The organism is Sporichthya sp. (genome assembly GCF_013815995.1).
GTDB lineage: Bacteria > Actinomycetota > Actinomycetes > Sporichthyales > Sporichthyaceae > Sporichthya.
Map to the genome: position 1 here is coordinate 11,384 of NZ_JACDFE010000005.1, position 15,949 is coordinate 27,332.

Sequence of the window (15,949 nt, forward strand, 5' to 3'; positions counted from 1 at the left end):
GGGCCGGACGCTGCTGCTCATGTCTGCTTCCCTGCCGGTGCGTCGCGCCTTCCTGCTCTCATTCGCCCTCGCCGCGAGCACTGCCGCCCCGTTGCTCGCCGCCCCCACCGCCCAGGCCTCGGCCTGCGGCACGGTGCTGTCGGCGACGAAGAACGGGGGGGACGCCGCGTCCCTGGTCAGCGCCAACTGCTCCAGCAACGACGGCGCCCAGTACGTCTCGTGGGGTGTGGACGCGCCCGGCGGCGGCAACGACCTGGGTGCGGCTTCGGTGAACGACACCTACGTCATCACCCTCGACACCGGCACGACGATCCCACGGGTCTCGGACACCAAGGGCGCCGGCGTGACGGTCAACCGCGTCAAGGCCGATGACGGGCACTGGCACGTGACCATCACGGCCAAGCCGGTGCTCGCCACCGGCGATTGCAAGCAGAACAAGACGCCGTGGACCTGCCCGGAAATCGCCACCAAGCAGTGGGACGGCTACCTCGGCGGTCAGCTCACCGACTACGGCACCTGGGAGGACGCCCGCCAGCGCGCGGCGTTCTTCGGCATGGACTACAGCTCGAACATCGACGCCGGCTCGATCCCGCCGCAGATCGTCAAGGACTCCGCGGGCGCGGAGATGATCTTCCTGGAGCTCGCGAACTCGCACTTCCAGAAGACGCCGGCCACCACGGTGTTCAAGGGTCAGGTCAGCGTGGTGATCCCGAACAACTTCCTCAAGCTGGTCTACGAGATCGACGACCCAGCCTCGCTCACCACCGCCGGGCTGGACCCCGAGATCAGCGGCAAGGGCGGCGGCACCGTCACCATCGTGGACACCGGTAGCGCGCTGCGGGTGGACGTGGCGAACCTGACCTTCTCCCAGCGCAACGTGAAGGTGCACCGCGGCAACATCAAACCCGGCAAGCCGGGCAAGCTCTCGGCGGACCGGAAGAACGCGTCCGCGGTGAAGCTGAGCTACAACCGGGCCAAGGCCCGCGGCTCGAAGATCAAGGGCTACACCGCGACCTGCATCGCTAAGAAGGGCCCGAAGCATGTCGTGACGGTCAACGACAAGCGGCCGTCCACGACGGTGACCGGCCTGCACGCAAACACCGAGTACACCTGCAAGGTGCGTGCCCGCTCCAAGGCCGGCAACGGCGGCTGGGCGAAGATCTCGGTCGCCAAGAAGCCATAGGTACCGCGACGTCCGATGATGCGAGCGCTATTGCGCTCGCTTTTTCGGACGTCAGCCGTCAGGCTTCGCGGGTGCGCTGACGCCCTGATCCCGGGGTGATCACTTAGGCTCGCCGACATGTCTGCGACCGTCGACGAGGCCTTCCTCGCCCTGCCCTCCCGACCGATGGCGGACGCGGCGCTGGACCGCGCCCGTGCCCTCGGCGCCACCCACGCCGACTTCCGCCTCGAGAGGGTCCGCAACCAGGCCATCCGGCTGCGCGACTCCCGGCTCGAGGCCAGCTCGGACTCCGAGGACGTCGGGTTCGCGGTGCGGGTCGTCGTGGACGGCACCTGGGGCTTCGCCTCGGGCATCGACCTGACGCCGGAGTCCGCGGTCCGGATGGCCGAGCAGGCCGTCGAGGTGGCCCGGACCTGCCGGCCGGTGAACACCGAGCCGGTGGAGCTCGCCCCGGAGCCGTCCTACCCGGACGCGACCTGGGTGTCGGCCTACGAGATCGACCCGTTCTCGATCTCCGAGACCGACAAGATCGCGCTGCTGACGGACTGGAGCAACCGGGTCCTGAACGCTCCCGGGGTCTCGCACGTCGACGCCGAACTGCTCGCGGTCCTGGAGAACAAGTTCTACGCCGATCTGACCGGCACCTCGACGACCCAGCAGCGGGTGCGGATCCAGCCGAACCTGAACGCGACCGCGATCGACCCCGAAGGCGGCCGGTTCGAGACCATGGACACCCTCGCCCCGCCCGCCGGCCGCGGCTGGGAGTACACCCAGGGCAAGGGTTGGGACTGGAACGCCGAGCTGGCGGAGCTGCCCGGGCTGCTCGCCGAGAAGCTGGCCGCACCCTCGGTCGAGCCGGGCAGCTACGACCTGTTGATCGACCCGACCAACCTGTGGCTGACCATCCACGAGTCGATCGGGCACGCCACCGAACTGGACCGGGCCCTGGGGTACGAGGCCGCTTACGCCGGCACCTCCTTCGCCACCCCGGACAAGCTGAACAAGCTGAAGTACGGCAGCTCGATCATGAACGTCACCGGTGACCGGACCACGGCGCACGGCCTGGCCACCACCGGCTGGGACGACGAGGGCGTGGCCACCCAGTCCTGGGACATCGTCAAGAACGGAACGCTGGTCGGCTACCAGCTCGACCGGCGGATCGCGGCGGTCACCGGTGCGTCCCGGTCCAACGGGTGCGCCTTCGCCGACTCCCCCGGCCACACCCCGATCCAGCGGATGGCCAACGTCTCCCTGCACGCCGCGCCGGACGGCCCGTCCACCGCGGAACTGATCGCCGGTATCGAGAACGGCATCTACATCGTCGGGGACAAGAGCTGGTCCATCGACATGCAGCGCTACAACTTCCAGTTCACCGGCCAGCGCTTCTTCGCCGTCCGCAACGGCAAGATCACCGGGCAGTTGCGCGACGTCGCCTACCAGGCCACCACCACCGACTTCTGGGGTTCGATGGCCGCGGTCGGCGGCCCGCAGACCTACCTGCTCGGCGGCGCGTTCAACTGCGGCAAGGGCCAACCGGGCCAAGTGGCCGCGGTCAGCCATGGCTGTCCGGTGGCGATGTTCCGCGGCGTGCGCGTCCTCAACACCCTCGCGGAGGCCGGCCGATGAAGGAGCGCAGCGAGTTCATGATGAATATCGAATCGGTCCCCGCGAGGACGAAGTCCGTGGCGGTGACTCGATGAGTTCGCACATGATGGGCCCGCAGCAGATCGTCGAGAAGGCGCTCGGGCTCTCCACCGCCGACGGCTGCCAGGTGATTGTGTCCGAGGACAGCGACGCCAACCTGCGGTGGGCCGGCAACACCCTGACCACCAACGGGGTCAGCCGCTCGCGAGGCGTCACGGTGATCTCGACCGTCGGCGGCGCCGTGGGTGTCGTCTCCCGCAGCAACCCGGACACCGAGGCGCTGGCCGAGATGGTCCGCGCCGCCGAGGACGCGGCCCGGCGCAACGACCCGGCCGAGGATGCCGGGCCGCTCGTCACCCCGGAGCAGGCGCCGTCCGTCCCCGGCTGGGACAACGCGCCCGTCGAGACCTCCATCGGGGTCTTCTCCCACCTCGCCACCGGATTGGGGGCGGCGTTCGAGCGGGCCCGCAGCGCAGACCAATTGCTGTTCGGGTTCGCCTCCCACAACCTGAGCACGACCTACCTCGGCACCTCGGCCGGGATCCGGCTCCGCCACGTGCAGCCGACCGGCAAGGTCGAGATCAACGCCAAGAGCGCCGACTACGCGCGCTCCGCCTGGGCCGGAACGGCCACCCGCGACTTCACCGACGTCGACGTCGCCGCCCTGGACGCCGAGCTCACGGTGCGCCTGGGCTGGGCCGAGAAGGCGATCGCCCTGGACGCGGGGAGCTACGAGACGATCCTGCCGCCGAGCGCGGTGTCCGACCTGATGATCTACGCCTATTGGACCGGAGCCGGCCGCGACGCGGCCGAGGGCCGGACGGTGTTCTCCGCCCCCGGTGGTGGCACCCGGGTGGGCGAGCGTCTCACCGACGCCAAGCTGACGCTGCGCAGCGACCCTGGGGCGCCGGGCCTGGAGTGCTGCCCGTTCGCGGTCGCCGGTTCCTCGTCGAGCATGTCCTCGGTCTTCGACAACGGCCTGGCGATGGGCGCCACCGACTGGATCCGCAATGGCGAGCTCACCAACCTGATCAACACCCGCTTCACCGCGGCCAAGACCGGTGGCGCCGTCGCCCCGCCGATCGACAACCTGATTCTCGGCGCCGAGTCCCCCGGTCCCTCGCTGACCGAGATGATCGCGGGCACCTCACGGGCGCTGCTCCTGACCTGCCTGTGGTACGTCCGAGAGGTGGACGCCCAGACCCTGCTGCTCACCGGCCTGACCCGCGACGGGGTCTACCTGGTCGAGCACGGCGAGGTGGTCGGGGCCGTGAACAACTTCCGGTTCAACGTCTCCCCCGTCGACCTGCTCGGCCGGATGACCGAGATCGGCCCGACGCAGCCGTGCCTGCCGCGCGAGTGGAGCGACTACTTCACCCGCGCCGCGATGCCCCCGGTCCGCGTCGACGGTTTCCTGATGAGCTCGGTATCTCAGGCCTCCTGACCCACTCGCAAGAATGCATCTCCTGCGAGGAAGTGACGGAGCATCAGCGTGGGATGTGCAGGATCGCGGCGGTCGGGGTGATCCACAGCTCCGTGCCGCGCAGCTCGGCGGTGCCGTCCACGATCAGCGAGTGCTTGGTCGCGTCCGCGTTCGGATAGAGCAGCGCGACGATCTGACCGTCGGCCGCCTTCTGCGTCCCGGCCCCGGCCTTGTCCACGACCAGCATCGGCCCGTCCGCTCCCTCGTCGACGCGCGGCCGCTGCGCCAGGAAGCGCGGCTGCCCGGCGGCGGAGACGCTGACCAGGAACGACAGGTCGTACTTGGCGATGGTGGCGGGCAGATCGGCGATCGCGACAGGAATGCTCATGACTCCAGCCTAGGCACGGAAGACAACGCGCCCGCCTCCCGGCGGGCCGGGTGGCCGGGTGGCGGGCGCGTCGACCGCTCGTGCGATCCGGTGCGTGACCGGAAGTCTGTTACCGCAAGTCTGCTTAGCGGAAGTTCTTGGCGTAGCCATCGCAGTACAGCGTCGAGGCGCCGAGCAGGAACGCCTTGCTCTGCTGCTTGCTGTAGCCACCGCCCGCCGCGACCTGATTGATCATCGTCTTCGGCGCAGTGCCGTCCTTGAGGAAGTCGCACGCGGTCGTCGCGGCGGTCGCCGGGCTGCTGGCCGGCGTGATCTTGATGCCGACCTTGCCGAGGTAGTTGATCAGCGCGGTGCGGCGCCCGGCGACGCTTACGCCCTTGAGCTTGTCGGCGGCCGCGGCCGCCTTCTCCTCGTAGGTCAGCTGCGGCTTGGCGGCCACCGGCTTCGCGGCGTTGTCGGTCACGGCCGGGCTGTTCGCCCCGGTTGCCAGCGGGTCAGTGCCACTGTTGCCACCGAAAGCCATGTACAGGCCGGCGACGAGGGCGGTCACGACGACGCTGAGCATCAGCACGCGGGCGACGGTACGACCGAAGCTCTGCTTCTCCGCGGACTCGGCCTCAGCCGTGTGGTCCTGCTCCAGCATCAGACTCACGAGTTCCCCTCCCGATCCACCAGGTGTCAGGAACTCCGACGCACGGTCGGGGGTCGCAGGATCCCCCGATCGCGGAAAACCTCAATTGATCTACGCAGTGTCAGGATGCAGGCGCAGAGCGTGAGCGGATCGTGGCCCAGACCAGCCAGATCGTGAGAGCGAGTCCGATTCCGGCCCCGATCCCGAAGGTCCGGTCGTAGCCCGCGTCGGTGGCCAGGCCACCGGCGGTGTGCGCGGCCAGCAGCGCGCCGACCATGGCGGACGCGATCGAGCCGCCGACCTGGCGCAGCACGCCGTTGGCCGCCATCGAGCTGCCGAGCTGGTCCCCCGGCACCGCGCCCAGCAGCAACAGCGGCATGGTGCTCAGCGCGACGCCCACCCCCAGCCCGAGCACGAACATCCCGAATATCAACTGCCAGGTCTCGGCGTGGTGGCCGTAGAGCCCCGCGTTGGCCACGACCACCGCGACGGCGCCGATGACGAGCACCGCCCGTGGTCCGGCCCGGCGGGCCAGCCGCACCCCGATCCGGCTGGCCAACTGGCTGCCGATCGAGAGCGGCAGGATCACGAAGCCGGCCGCGAAGGCGCTCAGGCTCGGCCCGTAGCCCGCACCCTCCGGGCTCTGCGCCAACGTGCCCGACGCCGCGAACGAGCCGAACATGGCCAGCCAGAAGACCAGCGCGGACACCTGGGCCAGTCGCACGTCCGGCAACCGCAACAGGTCGAGGCGGACCAGGGGGGCCGGCGCCCGGAGCTCCCAGCGCACCCAGAGCGTGAGCAGCACCGCGCTCGCGGCCAGCAGGCCAGGGGTGGCCGGTGAACTCCAGCCCCACCGGGTGCTCTCGGCCAGCGCCAGCAGGCCGGAACCGAGACCCACCCCCAGCAGCACGGCGCCGCCGACGTCGAACGGATCGGTCGCGCGCTGCGCGGGCGGTGAGTGCGGGAGCACGAAAGGCACCACCACCAGCGCACTGCCGGCGAAGGCCACGGCGATCCAGAACGCCGCCCGGTAGTCGCCGTACTCGGCCACCGCCCCGGTCAGCGGATACCCCAACCCGATCCCCGTCACAGCGGTCACCGACAGTGCGGCGACCCCGGCCTGCAAGCGCTCCACCGGCAGGTGCCGGCGGGCGAGCGTCATCGTCACCGGCACGATGCCGAACGTGACGCCCTGCAGACCGCGTCCGAGAAGCAGCACCGCGAAGTTGGTGGCGGTGGCGGCCAGCAGGGAGCCGAGCGCGACCACACCCAGCGCGGCGAGCAGAACCTTGCGCGGGTCGCCGCGGTCAGCCAACCGTCCCAGGACCGGCGTGGAGACGGCGGCGGTGAAGGAGGAAATGGTCAGGATCCACTGCCCGGTGGACAGCGAGACCCCCTGCGCCTCGGCGATCGTCGGGATCAGCAGCACGCCCAGTGAGCTGATCACCGCGGTGCACAGGCCGCAGTAGATCAGGACCGGCAGGACGAATCTCGACGATTCGGTGGGCGACGCAGGGGGCGCGCCCGCCCCCACCTAACGGACCGTCAGGACCGTCCGCACGCTCGGGGGAGCGCCGATCACGGGTCCTCGAGGCGGAAGCCGAGCTTCATCCCCACCTGGTAGTGGTCGAGCGCCCCGTCCCGCACGTAGCCGCGGATCTCCGTCACCTCGAACCAGTCGATGTGCCGCAACGTGGCGCTGGCGCGGGCGATGCCGCTCCGGATGGCCTGCTCGATGCTGTCGGGCGAGGTGCCCACCAGCTCGGTGATCCGGTACGTGCGCTCGGACATCGTCGTCTCCCTGGCTCACGGCATTCCGATCATGGGCAGCTGCCGGTGTCTGCACCGGCATCGTCTCGTGTGGCCGTGAGCCGGCCCACAGCGGCACCCCGGGATGGTCGGGTCGACCCGATCGGACGTACCTTGATGATGTGCACAACAAGGACCGCGGCAAGCCGGGCCAGGAGGTCTACACCGTCTCCGGCGTGCGCTCGAGCCTGACCGACGACGTGAAGCTGCGCACCCGCAAATACGCCTTCTCGATGGCGGTCCGCACCGCCTGCTTCCTCGGCGCGATCGTCACCGAGGGCACGCTGCGCTGGATCCTGTTCTGCGGCGCGATCGTGCTGCCCTACGTTGCGGTGGTCGCCGCCAACAGTGGCCGGCCGGCGGCCGGAAACGCCCCGCCGCCAGTGCAGCTGCCGCTTCGCACCCAGCTGCCCCCACTTCAACCCGAAGAAGGCTCATGACTTTCGGCAAACAGCCAGATTCACCCGGGAAACGCGTGTAATACTCGCGTCACAGCCTGAAGAAACAGCTGGTCAGGCTCCCGGAACGCAACGCCGGGCGACTTCCCCCGTGGTCGCCCGGTGTTGCTCTGTTTAAGGCGGCCTTCGGCCGCGTCGCGCTACGCGCGCTGGTGGTGACCGTTCCGGTCTCCCGCTCCTTCGGTCGCGCTCGACCTGCACGCCACACACTCAGCGTGCTCGCATCGGGGGCGCGGCGCCCCGCGTGCTCGCGGTCCAGCTCGCTCCGCTCGCGGACCCCCGGAGTACCGCCTCGCTTGCTCGCGTCCGGCTCGCTCCGCTCGCGGACCCGCGGAGTACCGCCCTGAACTAACCGCCGATGGCGGACATGGGGCGGTCGGGCTGCAGGAAGCTCGGGTCGTCGATGCCGTGGCCGGCCTTCTTGCCGCGCATCGCGACCTGCCAGCGCACGGCGAGCTCGGAATCGGTGGCACCGGCGCGCATCGCGGCCCGCAGGTCGGACTCCTCGCGGGCGAACAGGCAGTTGCGGACCTGGCCGTCGGCGGTGAGGCGCACCCGGTCGCAGTCGCCGCAGAACGGGCGGGTGACGCTGGCGATGATGCCCACGGTCGCCGGACCGCCGTCGACGAACCAGCGCTCGGCCGGTGCGGAGCCGCGGATGCTGGAGGGCTCGGGGGTCAGGTTGTAGCGGCGCTGGAGCTTCTCGAGGATCTCGTCGGCAGTGACCATGTCCGCGCGGTTCCAGCCGTGCTGGGCGTCCAGCGGCATCTGCTCGATGAACCGCAGCTCGTAGCCACGCTCCAGGCAGAACTGCAGGAGCTTCTCGGGCTCCTCGTCGTTCACGTCGCGCATCAGGACCGCGTTGACCTTCACCGGGGCCAGGCCGGCATCGGCCGCCGCCGCCATCCCGCGCACGACGTCCTCGAACCGGTCGCGCCGGGTGAGGGTGTGGAAGAGCTCGCTGTCCACGGTGTCGAGCGAGATGTTGACCCGGTCCAGGCCGGCGTCCTTGAGCGGGCGCGCGAGGCGCTCCATGCCCAGGCCGTTGCTGGTGACCGACATCATCGGGCGCGGGTCGAGCTTGGCGACCTCGGAGACGATCCCGACGAAGCCGTTGCGGACCAGCGGCTCGCCGCCGGTGAAGCGGACTTCCTCCACGCCGAGGCGAGTGACGGCGATGCCGATCAGCCGGACGATCTCTTCGTCCGTGAGCAGCTGCGGCTTCGGCAGCCAGTCCAGGCCTTCGGCCGGCATGCAGTAGGTGCACCGCAGATTGCACTTGTCGGTGAGCGACACGCGCAGATCCTTGGCCACGCGGCCGTAGGTGTCTGCCAACTTCAGCAAGGGGATCTCCAGGGGATGTTGATCCGGGCGGGGACCAGCTTCTTCAGAGTAGTCCGGATCGGACTACCCGACACCCGATTCAAGCTTCTGACCTGCGGCGATGTTCCCTCGAGAGTCCGAATTGCCAGGTTCGTGCCCCGCATCTGCGAGGCCGCTGCAGATCATGTGACTGCATCACCGAGGGTGGTAACTGCCGATGCCTAGCAGTTGGTCTTGAGGCCAAACTTTCTCAGGAAGGACTCGGACCCTCTCCGAAAGGTGGCCCCGCACCGGGTCGTTACGGTGAGCCCGTGTACCGGTTCCTGCTGACGCCACGGTGGATCGCGTTGCTCGTCGTCGCGCTGCTGACGGTGCCCGGCTGCCTGTGGCTGGCCGGCTGGCAGTTCGACCGTTTGCACGACGCCGAGCAGGAGAACTCCCAGGTGCGGGACAACTCGAAGGCACCGGCGCTGCCGTACGGCGAGCTGTCGCCGGTGGGGTCGGCGGTGAGGCCGGCGGACGAGTACCGAGCGGCGACCGTGACCGGCCGTTACGACGTCGAGCATCAGCTCTACGTGCGCAACCGCCCGCGCGACGGCAAGCAGGGCCTCCAGATCCTGACCCCGGTCATCACCACGGCCGGGGCGGCCGCGCTGGTGGACCGGGGCTGGATCAGCGCACCGATCGAGGGCGACCCGGCCCCGCCGGAGACCCCGGCGGGAACGGTCACCGTGACCGGTTACCTGCGCCCCACCGAGGACCCCCGTCCGGCCGACGACCTCCCGTCGGCCCAGGTGCTCCGCATCGACGTGCCGGGGATCGCCGCGACGCTGCCCTATCCCGTCTACGGCGGGTACCTGGAGCTGGCCAGCCAGGAGCCGGCGGTGCCGGTGGTGGACGGCCGGTTCTCCCCCAACCCGAAGGAACTGCCGGATTCGAGCAGCGAACTGCTGCACCTCTCCTACGGCTGGCAGTGGTACGTCTTCGCGATGATCGGCCCGATCGGGTTGATCCTGCTGGCCCGGCGCGAGGCCGCCGAGCTGCGGTCCGCGTCAGCGCGCCAGGAGCGCGGGCAGCACGTCTGAGATCTCCTCGCGCACCAGCGCGGCGGCCATGTCGTCGTAGGGCGTTCGATCGGCGTTGACGATCACCAGCCTGGCCCCGCGCGAGACGGCGACCTCGCACAGTCCGGCGGCCGGCTGCACCTGCAGCGAGGTGCCGACCGCCAGGAAGACGTCGCAGTCGGCGGCCGCCCGGACGGCGGAGTCCAGGGCGTCGGCGCGCAGCGCCTGGCCGAAGGAGATGGTGGCGGCCTTCAGGATGCCGCCGCAGATCTCGCACGGCGGGTCCGGCTCCCCGGCCGCGACCCGGGCCAGCCCCGCCTCCATGGTGGTGCGCGCGTTGCAGGTCAGGCACTCGACGCCGAACAAGGTGCCGTGCAGTTCCAGCACCCGTGCCGGGTCGGAGCCGGCCCGCTGGTGCAGCCCGTCGATGTTCTGGGTGAGCAGGGCCCGCAGCCGCCCGGCGCGCTCCAGGTCGACGAGCGCGAGGTGGCCGGGGTTGGGCTGCGCGGTCCAGGCCGGGTGGTCGCGGCGGTTGATCCAGGCCGTCACCCGCAGCTGCGGGTCCCGGACGTACTCGTCGAGGGAGAACATCCGCTGCGCATCGGGGTTGAGGGTCCAGACCCCCTGCGGGCCGCGGAAGTCCGGAATCCCGGAGCCGGTGGAGATTCCGGCGCCGGTGAGGGCGGTGACCCGCTCGGCGGCACGGAACCAGTCGGCCACCTCGGCCACGTCGGTCATCGCTGTCATGAGGCTGTCACCGGGCCGATTTTAACGTGATCACGCTTGGTGATGTTGATCTTGAAATCCGAAGCTCCCTCCTACCTTCGCCGGACGGACCTGTGTCCCGGGTCCCTGACTCGGGCAGGATGCCGCCATGGACCTGGGGCTGGACGGGCGCGTCTACGTGGTGACCGGCGGAAGTCGGGGTCTGGGCTTCGCGACGGCGTCGGTGCTCGTCTCCGAGGGGGCGCGGGTGGTGCTGGCCGCACGCGACGAAGCCTCGGTGACCGAGGCCGCGCAGAAGCTCGGGTCGGACGTGGCGTTGGGGCTGGCCGAGGACCTCGGCAAGCCGGGCACCGCCGAGCGCCTGGTGGCCGCGGCCAACGCCCGTTTCGGCCAGTTCGACGGCGCGCTGATCAGCGTCGGCGGGCCGCCGGCCGGCACCGCGATGGACACCACGGACGACCAGTGGCGCACCGGCTTCGAGACGGTGTTCCTCGGCGCGGTCCGTACCGCCCGGGCCGCCGCGAACGGCCTCGGCGACGGCGGCTCGATCTGCCTGGTGCTCTCCAGCTCGGTGCGCTCGCCGATCCCCGGGCTCGCCGTCTCCAACGGCCTGCGGCCGGGCCTGGCGATGGTGGCCAAGAGCCTGGCCGACGAACTCGGCCCGCGCGGGGTGCGGGTGAACGCGCTGCTGCCGGGCCGGATCGCGACCGACCGGATCCGCGAACTCGACAGCCTGGGCGGCGCCGACCCCGAGGAGAACCGGGCGAAGCACAGCAACGCGATCCCGCTGCGGCGCTACGGCGAACCGACCGAGTTCGGTCGCGCCGCGGCCTTCCTGCTCAGCCCGGCCGCGTCCTACCTGACCGGCGTCATGCTGCCTGTCGACGGCGGAGCGCTGCGCTCCCTCTGAACGCCCGGGCCTGCCGAGCTTCCGAGACCAGCAGCACCGGGACGCCCACCGTGCGGGCGGCAATCACTGCGATGTCGACCGCACCCGGCACGTCGAGCCAGCCGTCGAGCACGACAACCAGGTCGGCGGCGGCGGGGGCAGCGGCGTTCGCGGCGCGCCCGGTTCGCAGCTCGTCGACGCCGACCTCGGCGCCACGCCACCACAGCTGCTCATGGGGGCTGGTCACCTCGGCGCCGAGGGCCCGCAGCTCAGCAGCGGCCGCTTCGAACGCAGCGTCGACGGGGTGCGCGATCAGGCCCAGGTCGAACAGGCCGGCGGCAAGGGCCGCGTAACCGGCCGGGTCGAGGCACGTACGCGGTCCGGCCAGGTAGACCCGGACCCCATCGAGATGGCCCCAGGTCACGCCACTGTAGGTAGCAACGCGATCACCGGCAGTCGTCGGAATCGTCCGCATGTGCACCTCCTCGTCCACCGCATATCGGCGGAGAGGCCCCAGACGTTTCTGTGACTCACCCGTACGGGTGAGAGCGCAGCGTGAACGTCAGGTTGAAGGTCAGGACTGGACGAGCGCCCGCAGCGGCACCGCGGGGGTGCCGCAGCGCTGCGCCTGCGCAAGCACGTTGGCGTCGTTCTCGTACTGCCCGGTCAGCACGATCAGGTCGGCGGTGCGGACCTGATCGTCCGTCGGCAGCCCGGCCGAGGCCGGCTGGTCGAACTCGGTCGGTCCAATGTCTTCGAGGACGACGACGATCCCGGCGGCCCACATCGCCTCGACGGCGGAGACCCACTGCAGGTCGTTCTCCAGGCCCACGACGTGGACCTTGACCCGGCGGAAGATCGAGCCGTAGACGACGGCGGCGACGCGCTCGGCGTCCCGTACTCCGGCGTAGACCAGGCGGGCGGCGCGCAGCTCACGGGAGGCGTCGGTCTCCTCGGAGAGCCGCGACCGGCTCCACGAAGGGTCCGGGGACTCCCCCTCGGTCGAGAACGCCTCAAACGGCGACTCGGCCCCGTACTCGCGCTCGAACTCCGACATCTACTCCCCCATGGCCGCTCACCGGGCGCTTCTGACCAGCACTGGCCCGACCGGTAGCGCTATGACGCAGGGGGGTTCCGTGCGGACTCCACGAGCCCGGAAACCATACGTTCGGATGATCTTTCGTTGAGCCGTACGAGGAGACCTTCGCGTCAAACCGGGGCGAACTGGGTCCGGTAGAGCTCGGCGTAAAGGCGCCCGGCGGCGAGCAGTTCGGCGTGTCGGCCGCGCTCGACAATGCGGCCGGAATCGACCACCAGGATCTGATCCGCCGCCCGCACCGTGGACAGCCGGTGCGCGATGACGATCGAGGTGCGCCCGGCCAGCGTGTTCGCCAGGGCCCGCTGCACCGCCGCCTCGGACTCCGAGTCCAGGTGCGCGGTGGCCTCGTCCAGCACCACCACCGCGGGCGCCTTGATCAGCAGGCGGGCCAGGGCCAGGCGCTGCTTCTCCCCGCCGGAGAGCCGGTAGCCGCGGTCACCGACCACGGTGTCCAGGCCTCGCGGCAGCGATTCGACCAGCTCGAGGATCTGGGCGTCCCGACAGGCGGCCAACAGCTCCTCATCCGTGGCGCCGGGCTTGGCGTAGCGCAGGTTGGACCGGATCGTGTCGTGGAACATGTGGGCGTCCTGGGTGACCACCCCGACGGTGTCGTGCAACGACGCGAGCGTGAGGTCGCGGACATCGACGCCGCCGACCCGTACCTCGCCGGCGGTGACGTCGTAGAGCCGGGCGACCAGGTGGGAGATCGTGGTCTTGCCGGCCCCGGAGGGCCCGACCAGCGCGACCAGTTGGCCGGGTTCGACCCGGAAGCTGGCGTCGAAGAGCACCTGCTCGGACGGGCCGCGCTCGCGAATCGCGATCGACTCCAGCGAGGCGAGTGACACCTCGTCAGGTCCGGGGTAGCGGAAGTCGACCGAGTCGAACTCGACCGCGACCGGGCCGGGCGGAACCCTCTGTGCGCCGGGCCGCTCGGCGATCATCGGGGCCAGGTCGAGTACCTCGAAGACCCGGTCGAAGGAGACCAGCGCCGAGGCCACGTCGACCCGCACGTTGGCCAGGGCGGTCAGCGGTGCGTAGAGCCGGCTGAGCAACGCGGCGAGCGCCAGCAGGGTGCCGACCGAAAGCTCCCCGGAGATCGCCAGGTTGCCGCCGACGCCGTAGACCACCGCGGTGGCCAGCGAGGCGACCAGCACCATCGAGGCGAAGAAGAACCGGTTGGCCATCGCGATCTTCACGCCGATCTGGCGGACCTCCGCGGCGGCGTCGTCGAAGCGCGCCGTCTCCTCCCCGGGCCGGCCGAAGAGCTTGACCAGCAGGGCGCCGGAGACGTTGAACCGCTCGGCCATCGTGATGTTCATATCGGCGTTGAAGTCCATCGATTCCCGGGTCAGTTCCTGCAGCCGCCGCCCGACGTACTTGGCCGGGATGACGAACACCGGCAGCATCGCCAGCGCCAGGAGCGTGACCTGCCAGGACAGGTAGAGCATCGCGATGGAGACCATCACCAGGCTGACCGAGTTGGCCACGACGCCGGACAGCGTCGAGGTGAACGCGGACTGGGCGCCGAGCACGTCGCTGTTGAGCCGGGAGATCAGGGCGCCGGTCTGGGTCCGGGTGAAGAACGCGACCGGCATCTGTTGCACATGGGCGAAGACCGTGGTGCGCAGGTCGTAGATCAGGCCCTCACCGATCCGCGCGGAGTACCAGCGCTGGATCAACGTGAGGATCGCGTCCGCGATGGCGATCACCGCAACCACGAGCGCGAGGGTGGTGACCAGCGAGCGGTCTCCCGGGATCACGCCGTCGTCGATGACCTTCCTGAGCAGCAGCGGCGTGGCGACGATGAGCATCGAGTCCAGCACGACCAGCGTGATGAACCACGCGATCCAGGCGCGGTAGGACTGGGCGTACCCCAAAATGCGACGCGCCGTCCCCTTGGCCGCCTTGCCGGGCTTGACCTTGGTGTAGGCCCGGTAGGTCGACCACGGGGACAGCTGCGTCACGGTGCTCCTGGCGTAGTCATCTGATCCGATTTTAGTGACAGGACCACGGAGACGCTTCGCTGATCAATCAGGGGTTCAGTTCGCCCAGTCGGCGGAGCTCATGCCGTCGGCGTGACCGTCCGGCCACTGGACCAACTCGATCCGGTTGCCGTCCGGATCGACGATCCAGGTCGTGAGGAAGTCTGCAGATCCGTCGGGCGATCTCGGCACTTCGGCATCGATGCCCTGGTCGGCGAGCTCGGCGAGGGTGACGTCCATGGAGTCGACGTGGATGACGATGTGGTTGAGGTTGCTTCTGCCTTCAACTGCCGGCTCCCCGGGGTTGTGCACGAGTTCGATGGTGACGAACTCGTCGCCGGGAAGTTTGAGCATGGTCAGATGGCCCTGGCCGGACTCGGGGACGCTGCCGATGATCCCGTAGCCCACGGCGGTGTAGAACCCGATCGCGCGCTCAAGATCGGTAACGCGGAGGCCGATGTGCAGGGTCCTCAACCGTCGACCTCCTAACGCCCGGCGGTGATCCGCGCCGTCATGGCGCGGATCAGCGGCACCTGGGTCTCGCGCTCCGCCCGGGCCTGCTCGATCGCGTCGCGGCGGTCTGCACCGAGCAGCAGTTCCTTCACCGCCACCCCGGGCGCCGGGACAGTCGCGAGCAACGCGGCCACCTGGGCCGCCACCGCGGACTCCAGCTCGGCGAGCGGAACCACGGCCTGCGCGATACCGAGACGGCCGGCTTCGGCCGCGTCGATCCAGCGCGAGGTCGCGCAGATCTCCAGCGCACGCGAGTACCCGACGCGGTCGTAGAGCGGCTTGGTGCCGGTCAGGTCCGGGATCAGGCCGAGCGCGTTCTCCTTCATGCAGAACTTGGCGTCGTCGGCGGCGATCAGCAGGTCGGGTGAGAGCGCGAGCTGGAAGCCACCGCCGACCGCCGCGCCCTGCACCGCCGCAATCGTGATCCAGCGCGGGTCCCGCATCCAGAGAAAGCCCTGCTGCCAGATCCCGATCCGCTCCGCGATCCCGGCGTCGTCCATGCCCGAGATGATCGAGCCCAACGAACCCTCGCCCGGCACGCCCTCCGGGCTGGCCAATCGCAGGTCCAGCCCGGCGCAGAAGGTCTGGCCCTCGCCCCGGATGACGACCACGCGCACCTCGGCCGGCAGGAGCTCCGGGACGGCCCCGAGAGCCAGCCACATCGTCGGCGTCATCGCATTGCGACGGTCCGCGCGGTCGAGCACGACCGTGGCCGCGGCCCCGTCGATCTCCAGGCGGATGCCGCCGGCGATGAGGACCTCGGACTTCACCACGGTCATTTCGCTCATGACGCCGACCCTACTGACCGTGCACAGAC

17 protein-coding genes are annotated in these 15,949 nt (G+C 70.0%); 6 read left to right on the forward strand and 11 right to left on the reverse strand.

The window, feature by feature from the left end:
- The 3 genes from H0X00_RS01265 to H0X00_RS01275 all read left to right on the forward strand — a co-directional run.
- The coding region (locus H0X00_RS01265) for a fibronectin type III domain-containing protein (RefSeq protein ID WP_293766768.1) at nt 1-1,183 on the forward strand (1,183 nt) is incomplete at its 5' end.
- A 117-nt stretch (nt 1,184-1,300) separates the two neighbouring features.
- On the forward strand, nt 1,301-2,809 hold the full coding sequence (locus H0X00_RS01270; protein ID WP_293766770.1) for a TldD/PmbA family protein: 1,509 nt from the start codon (nt 1,301-1,303) through the stop codon (nt 2,807-2,809).
- 70 nt (nt 2,810-2,879) lie between these two features.
- On the forward strand, nt 2,880-4,271 hold the full coding sequence (locus H0X00_RS01275) for a metallopeptidase TldD-related protein (protein ID WP_293766772.1): 1,392 nt from the start codon (nt 2,880-2,882) through the stop codon (nt 4,269-4,271).
- Nucleotides 4,272-4,314: 43 nt separating this feature from the next.
- Here H0X00_RS01275 and H0X00_RS01280 read toward each other — a convergent pair whose 3' ends face one another.
- The 4 genes from H0X00_RS01280 to H0X00_RS01295 form a co-directional block, all read right to left on the reverse strand.
- Nucleotides 4,315-4,638 (reverse strand): hypothetical protein, encoded by a 324-nt coding sequence (locus H0X00_RS01280; RefSeq protein ID WP_293766774.1) that lies wholly within the window; start codon nt 4,636-4,638, stop codon nt 4,315-4,317.
- 124 nt (nt 4,639-4,762) lie between these two features.
- Complete coding sequence (locus tag H0X00_RS01285; RefSeq protein WP_293766838.1) at nt 4,763-5,281, reverse strand: DUF732 domain-containing protein; 519 nt, start codon at nt 5,279-5,281, stop codon at nt 4,763-4,765.
- A 109-nt stretch (nt 5,282-5,390) separates the two neighbouring features.
- A complete protein-coding gene (locus H0X00_RS01290) occupies nt 5,391-6,803 on the reverse strand; it encodes an MFS transporter (protein ID WP_293766776.1) in 1,413 nt (470 codons plus the stop codon).
- A 44-nt stretch (nt 6,804-6,847) separates the two neighbouring features.
- Nucleotides 6,848-7,060 (reverse strand): dodecin, encoded by a 213-nt coding sequence (locus tag H0X00_RS01295; RefSeq protein ID WP_293766778.1) that lies wholly within the window; start codon nt 7,058-7,060, stop codon nt 6,848-6,850.
- A 140-nt stretch (nt 7,061-7,200) separates the two neighbouring features.
- On the opposite strand from H0X00_RS01295, the gene H0X00_RS01300 reads away from it, so the two are divergent.
- On the forward strand, nt 7,201-7,518 hold the full coding sequence (locus tag H0X00_RS01300) for a DUF3099 domain-containing protein (protein ID WP_293766780.1): 318 nt from the start codon (nt 7,201-7,203) through the stop codon (nt 7,516-7,518).
- 366 nt (nt 7,519-7,884) lie between these two features.
- Here the strand turns inward: H0X00_RS01300 and moaA are convergent, their stop codons facing one another.
- Nucleotides 7,885-8,880, reverse strand: a complete 996-nt coding sequence (gene moaA / locus H0X00_RS01305; RefSeq protein ID WP_293766782.1) for a GTP 3',8-cyclase MoaA — start codon at nt 8,878-8,880, stop codon at nt 7,885-7,887.
- 290 nt (nt 8,881-9,170) lie between these two features.
- Here moaA and H0X00_RS01310 point away from each other — a divergent pair, with 290 nt between their 5' ends.
- Nucleotides 9,171-9,944: an SURF1 family protein gene (locus H0X00_RS01310; RefSeq protein ID WP_293766784.1), complete on the forward strand. Its 774-nt coding sequence runs from the start codon at nt 9,171-9,173 to the stop codon at nt 9,942-9,944.
- On the opposite strand, the gene H0X00_RS01315 is transcribed toward H0X00_RS01310, so the two are convergent.
- Nucleotides 9,912-10,670, reverse strand: coding sequence for a Sir2 family NAD-dependent protein deacetylase (locus tag H0X00_RS01315; RefSeq protein ID WP_293766786.1), 759 nt, complete (start codon nt 10,668-10,670; stop codon nt 9,912-9,914). The two genes, H0X00_RS01310 and H0X00_RS01315, sit on opposite strands and share 33 nt — an antisense overlap.
- Nucleotides 10,671-10,797: 127 nt before the next feature.
- Here H0X00_RS01315 and H0X00_RS01320 point away from each other — a divergent pair, with 127 nt between their 5' ends.
- On the forward strand, nt 10,798-11,559 hold the full coding sequence (locus tag H0X00_RS01320) for an SDR family oxidoreductase (protein ID WP_293766788.1): 762 nt from the start codon (nt 10,798-10,800) through the stop codon (nt 11,557-11,559).
- On the opposite strand, the gene H0X00_RS01325 is transcribed toward H0X00_RS01320, so the two are convergent.
- The 5 genes from H0X00_RS01325 to H0X00_RS01345 form a co-directional block, all read right to left on the reverse strand.
- Nucleotides 11,519-11,962 (reverse strand): DUF4406 domain-containing protein, encoded by a 444-nt coding sequence (locus H0X00_RS01325; RefSeq protein ID WP_293766790.1) that lies wholly within the window; start codon nt 11,960-11,962, stop codon nt 11,519-11,521. The genes H0X00_RS01320 and H0X00_RS01325 overlap by 41 nt on opposite strands.
- Nucleotides 11,963-12,112: 150 nt before the next feature.
- The gene (locus H0X00_RS01330; protein ID WP_293766792.1) at nt 12,113-12,595 is read right to left on the reverse strand and encodes a hypothetical protein; all 483 of its coding nucleotides are present in this window, start codon (nt 12,593-12,595) and stop codon (nt 12,113-12,115) included.
- A gap of 152 nt (nt 12,596-12,747) precedes the next feature.
- Nucleotides 12,748-14,592: an ABC transporter ATP-binding protein gene (locus tag H0X00_RS01335; RefSeq protein WP_367186383.1), complete on the reverse strand. Its 1,845-nt coding sequence runs from the start codon at nt 14,590-14,592 to the stop codon at nt 12,748-12,750.
- An 84-nt stretch (nt 14,593-14,676) separates the two neighbouring features.
- Nucleotides 14,677-15,093 carry a VOC family protein gene (locus H0X00_RS01340; protein ID WP_293766796.1) on the reverse strand — a complete coding sequence of 139 codons (417 nt, stop codon included), beginning with the start codon at nt 15,091-15,093 and terminating at the stop codon, nt 14,677-14,679.
- An 11-nt stretch (nt 15,094-15,104) separates the two neighbouring features.
- Entirely contained in the window at nt 15,105-15,920 is an 816-nt protein-coding gene (locus H0X00_RS01345; protein WP_293766798.1) for an enoyl-CoA hydratase/isomerase family protein, read from the reverse strand.
- Between the last annotated feature and the right edge of the window lie 29 nt (nt 15,921-15,949).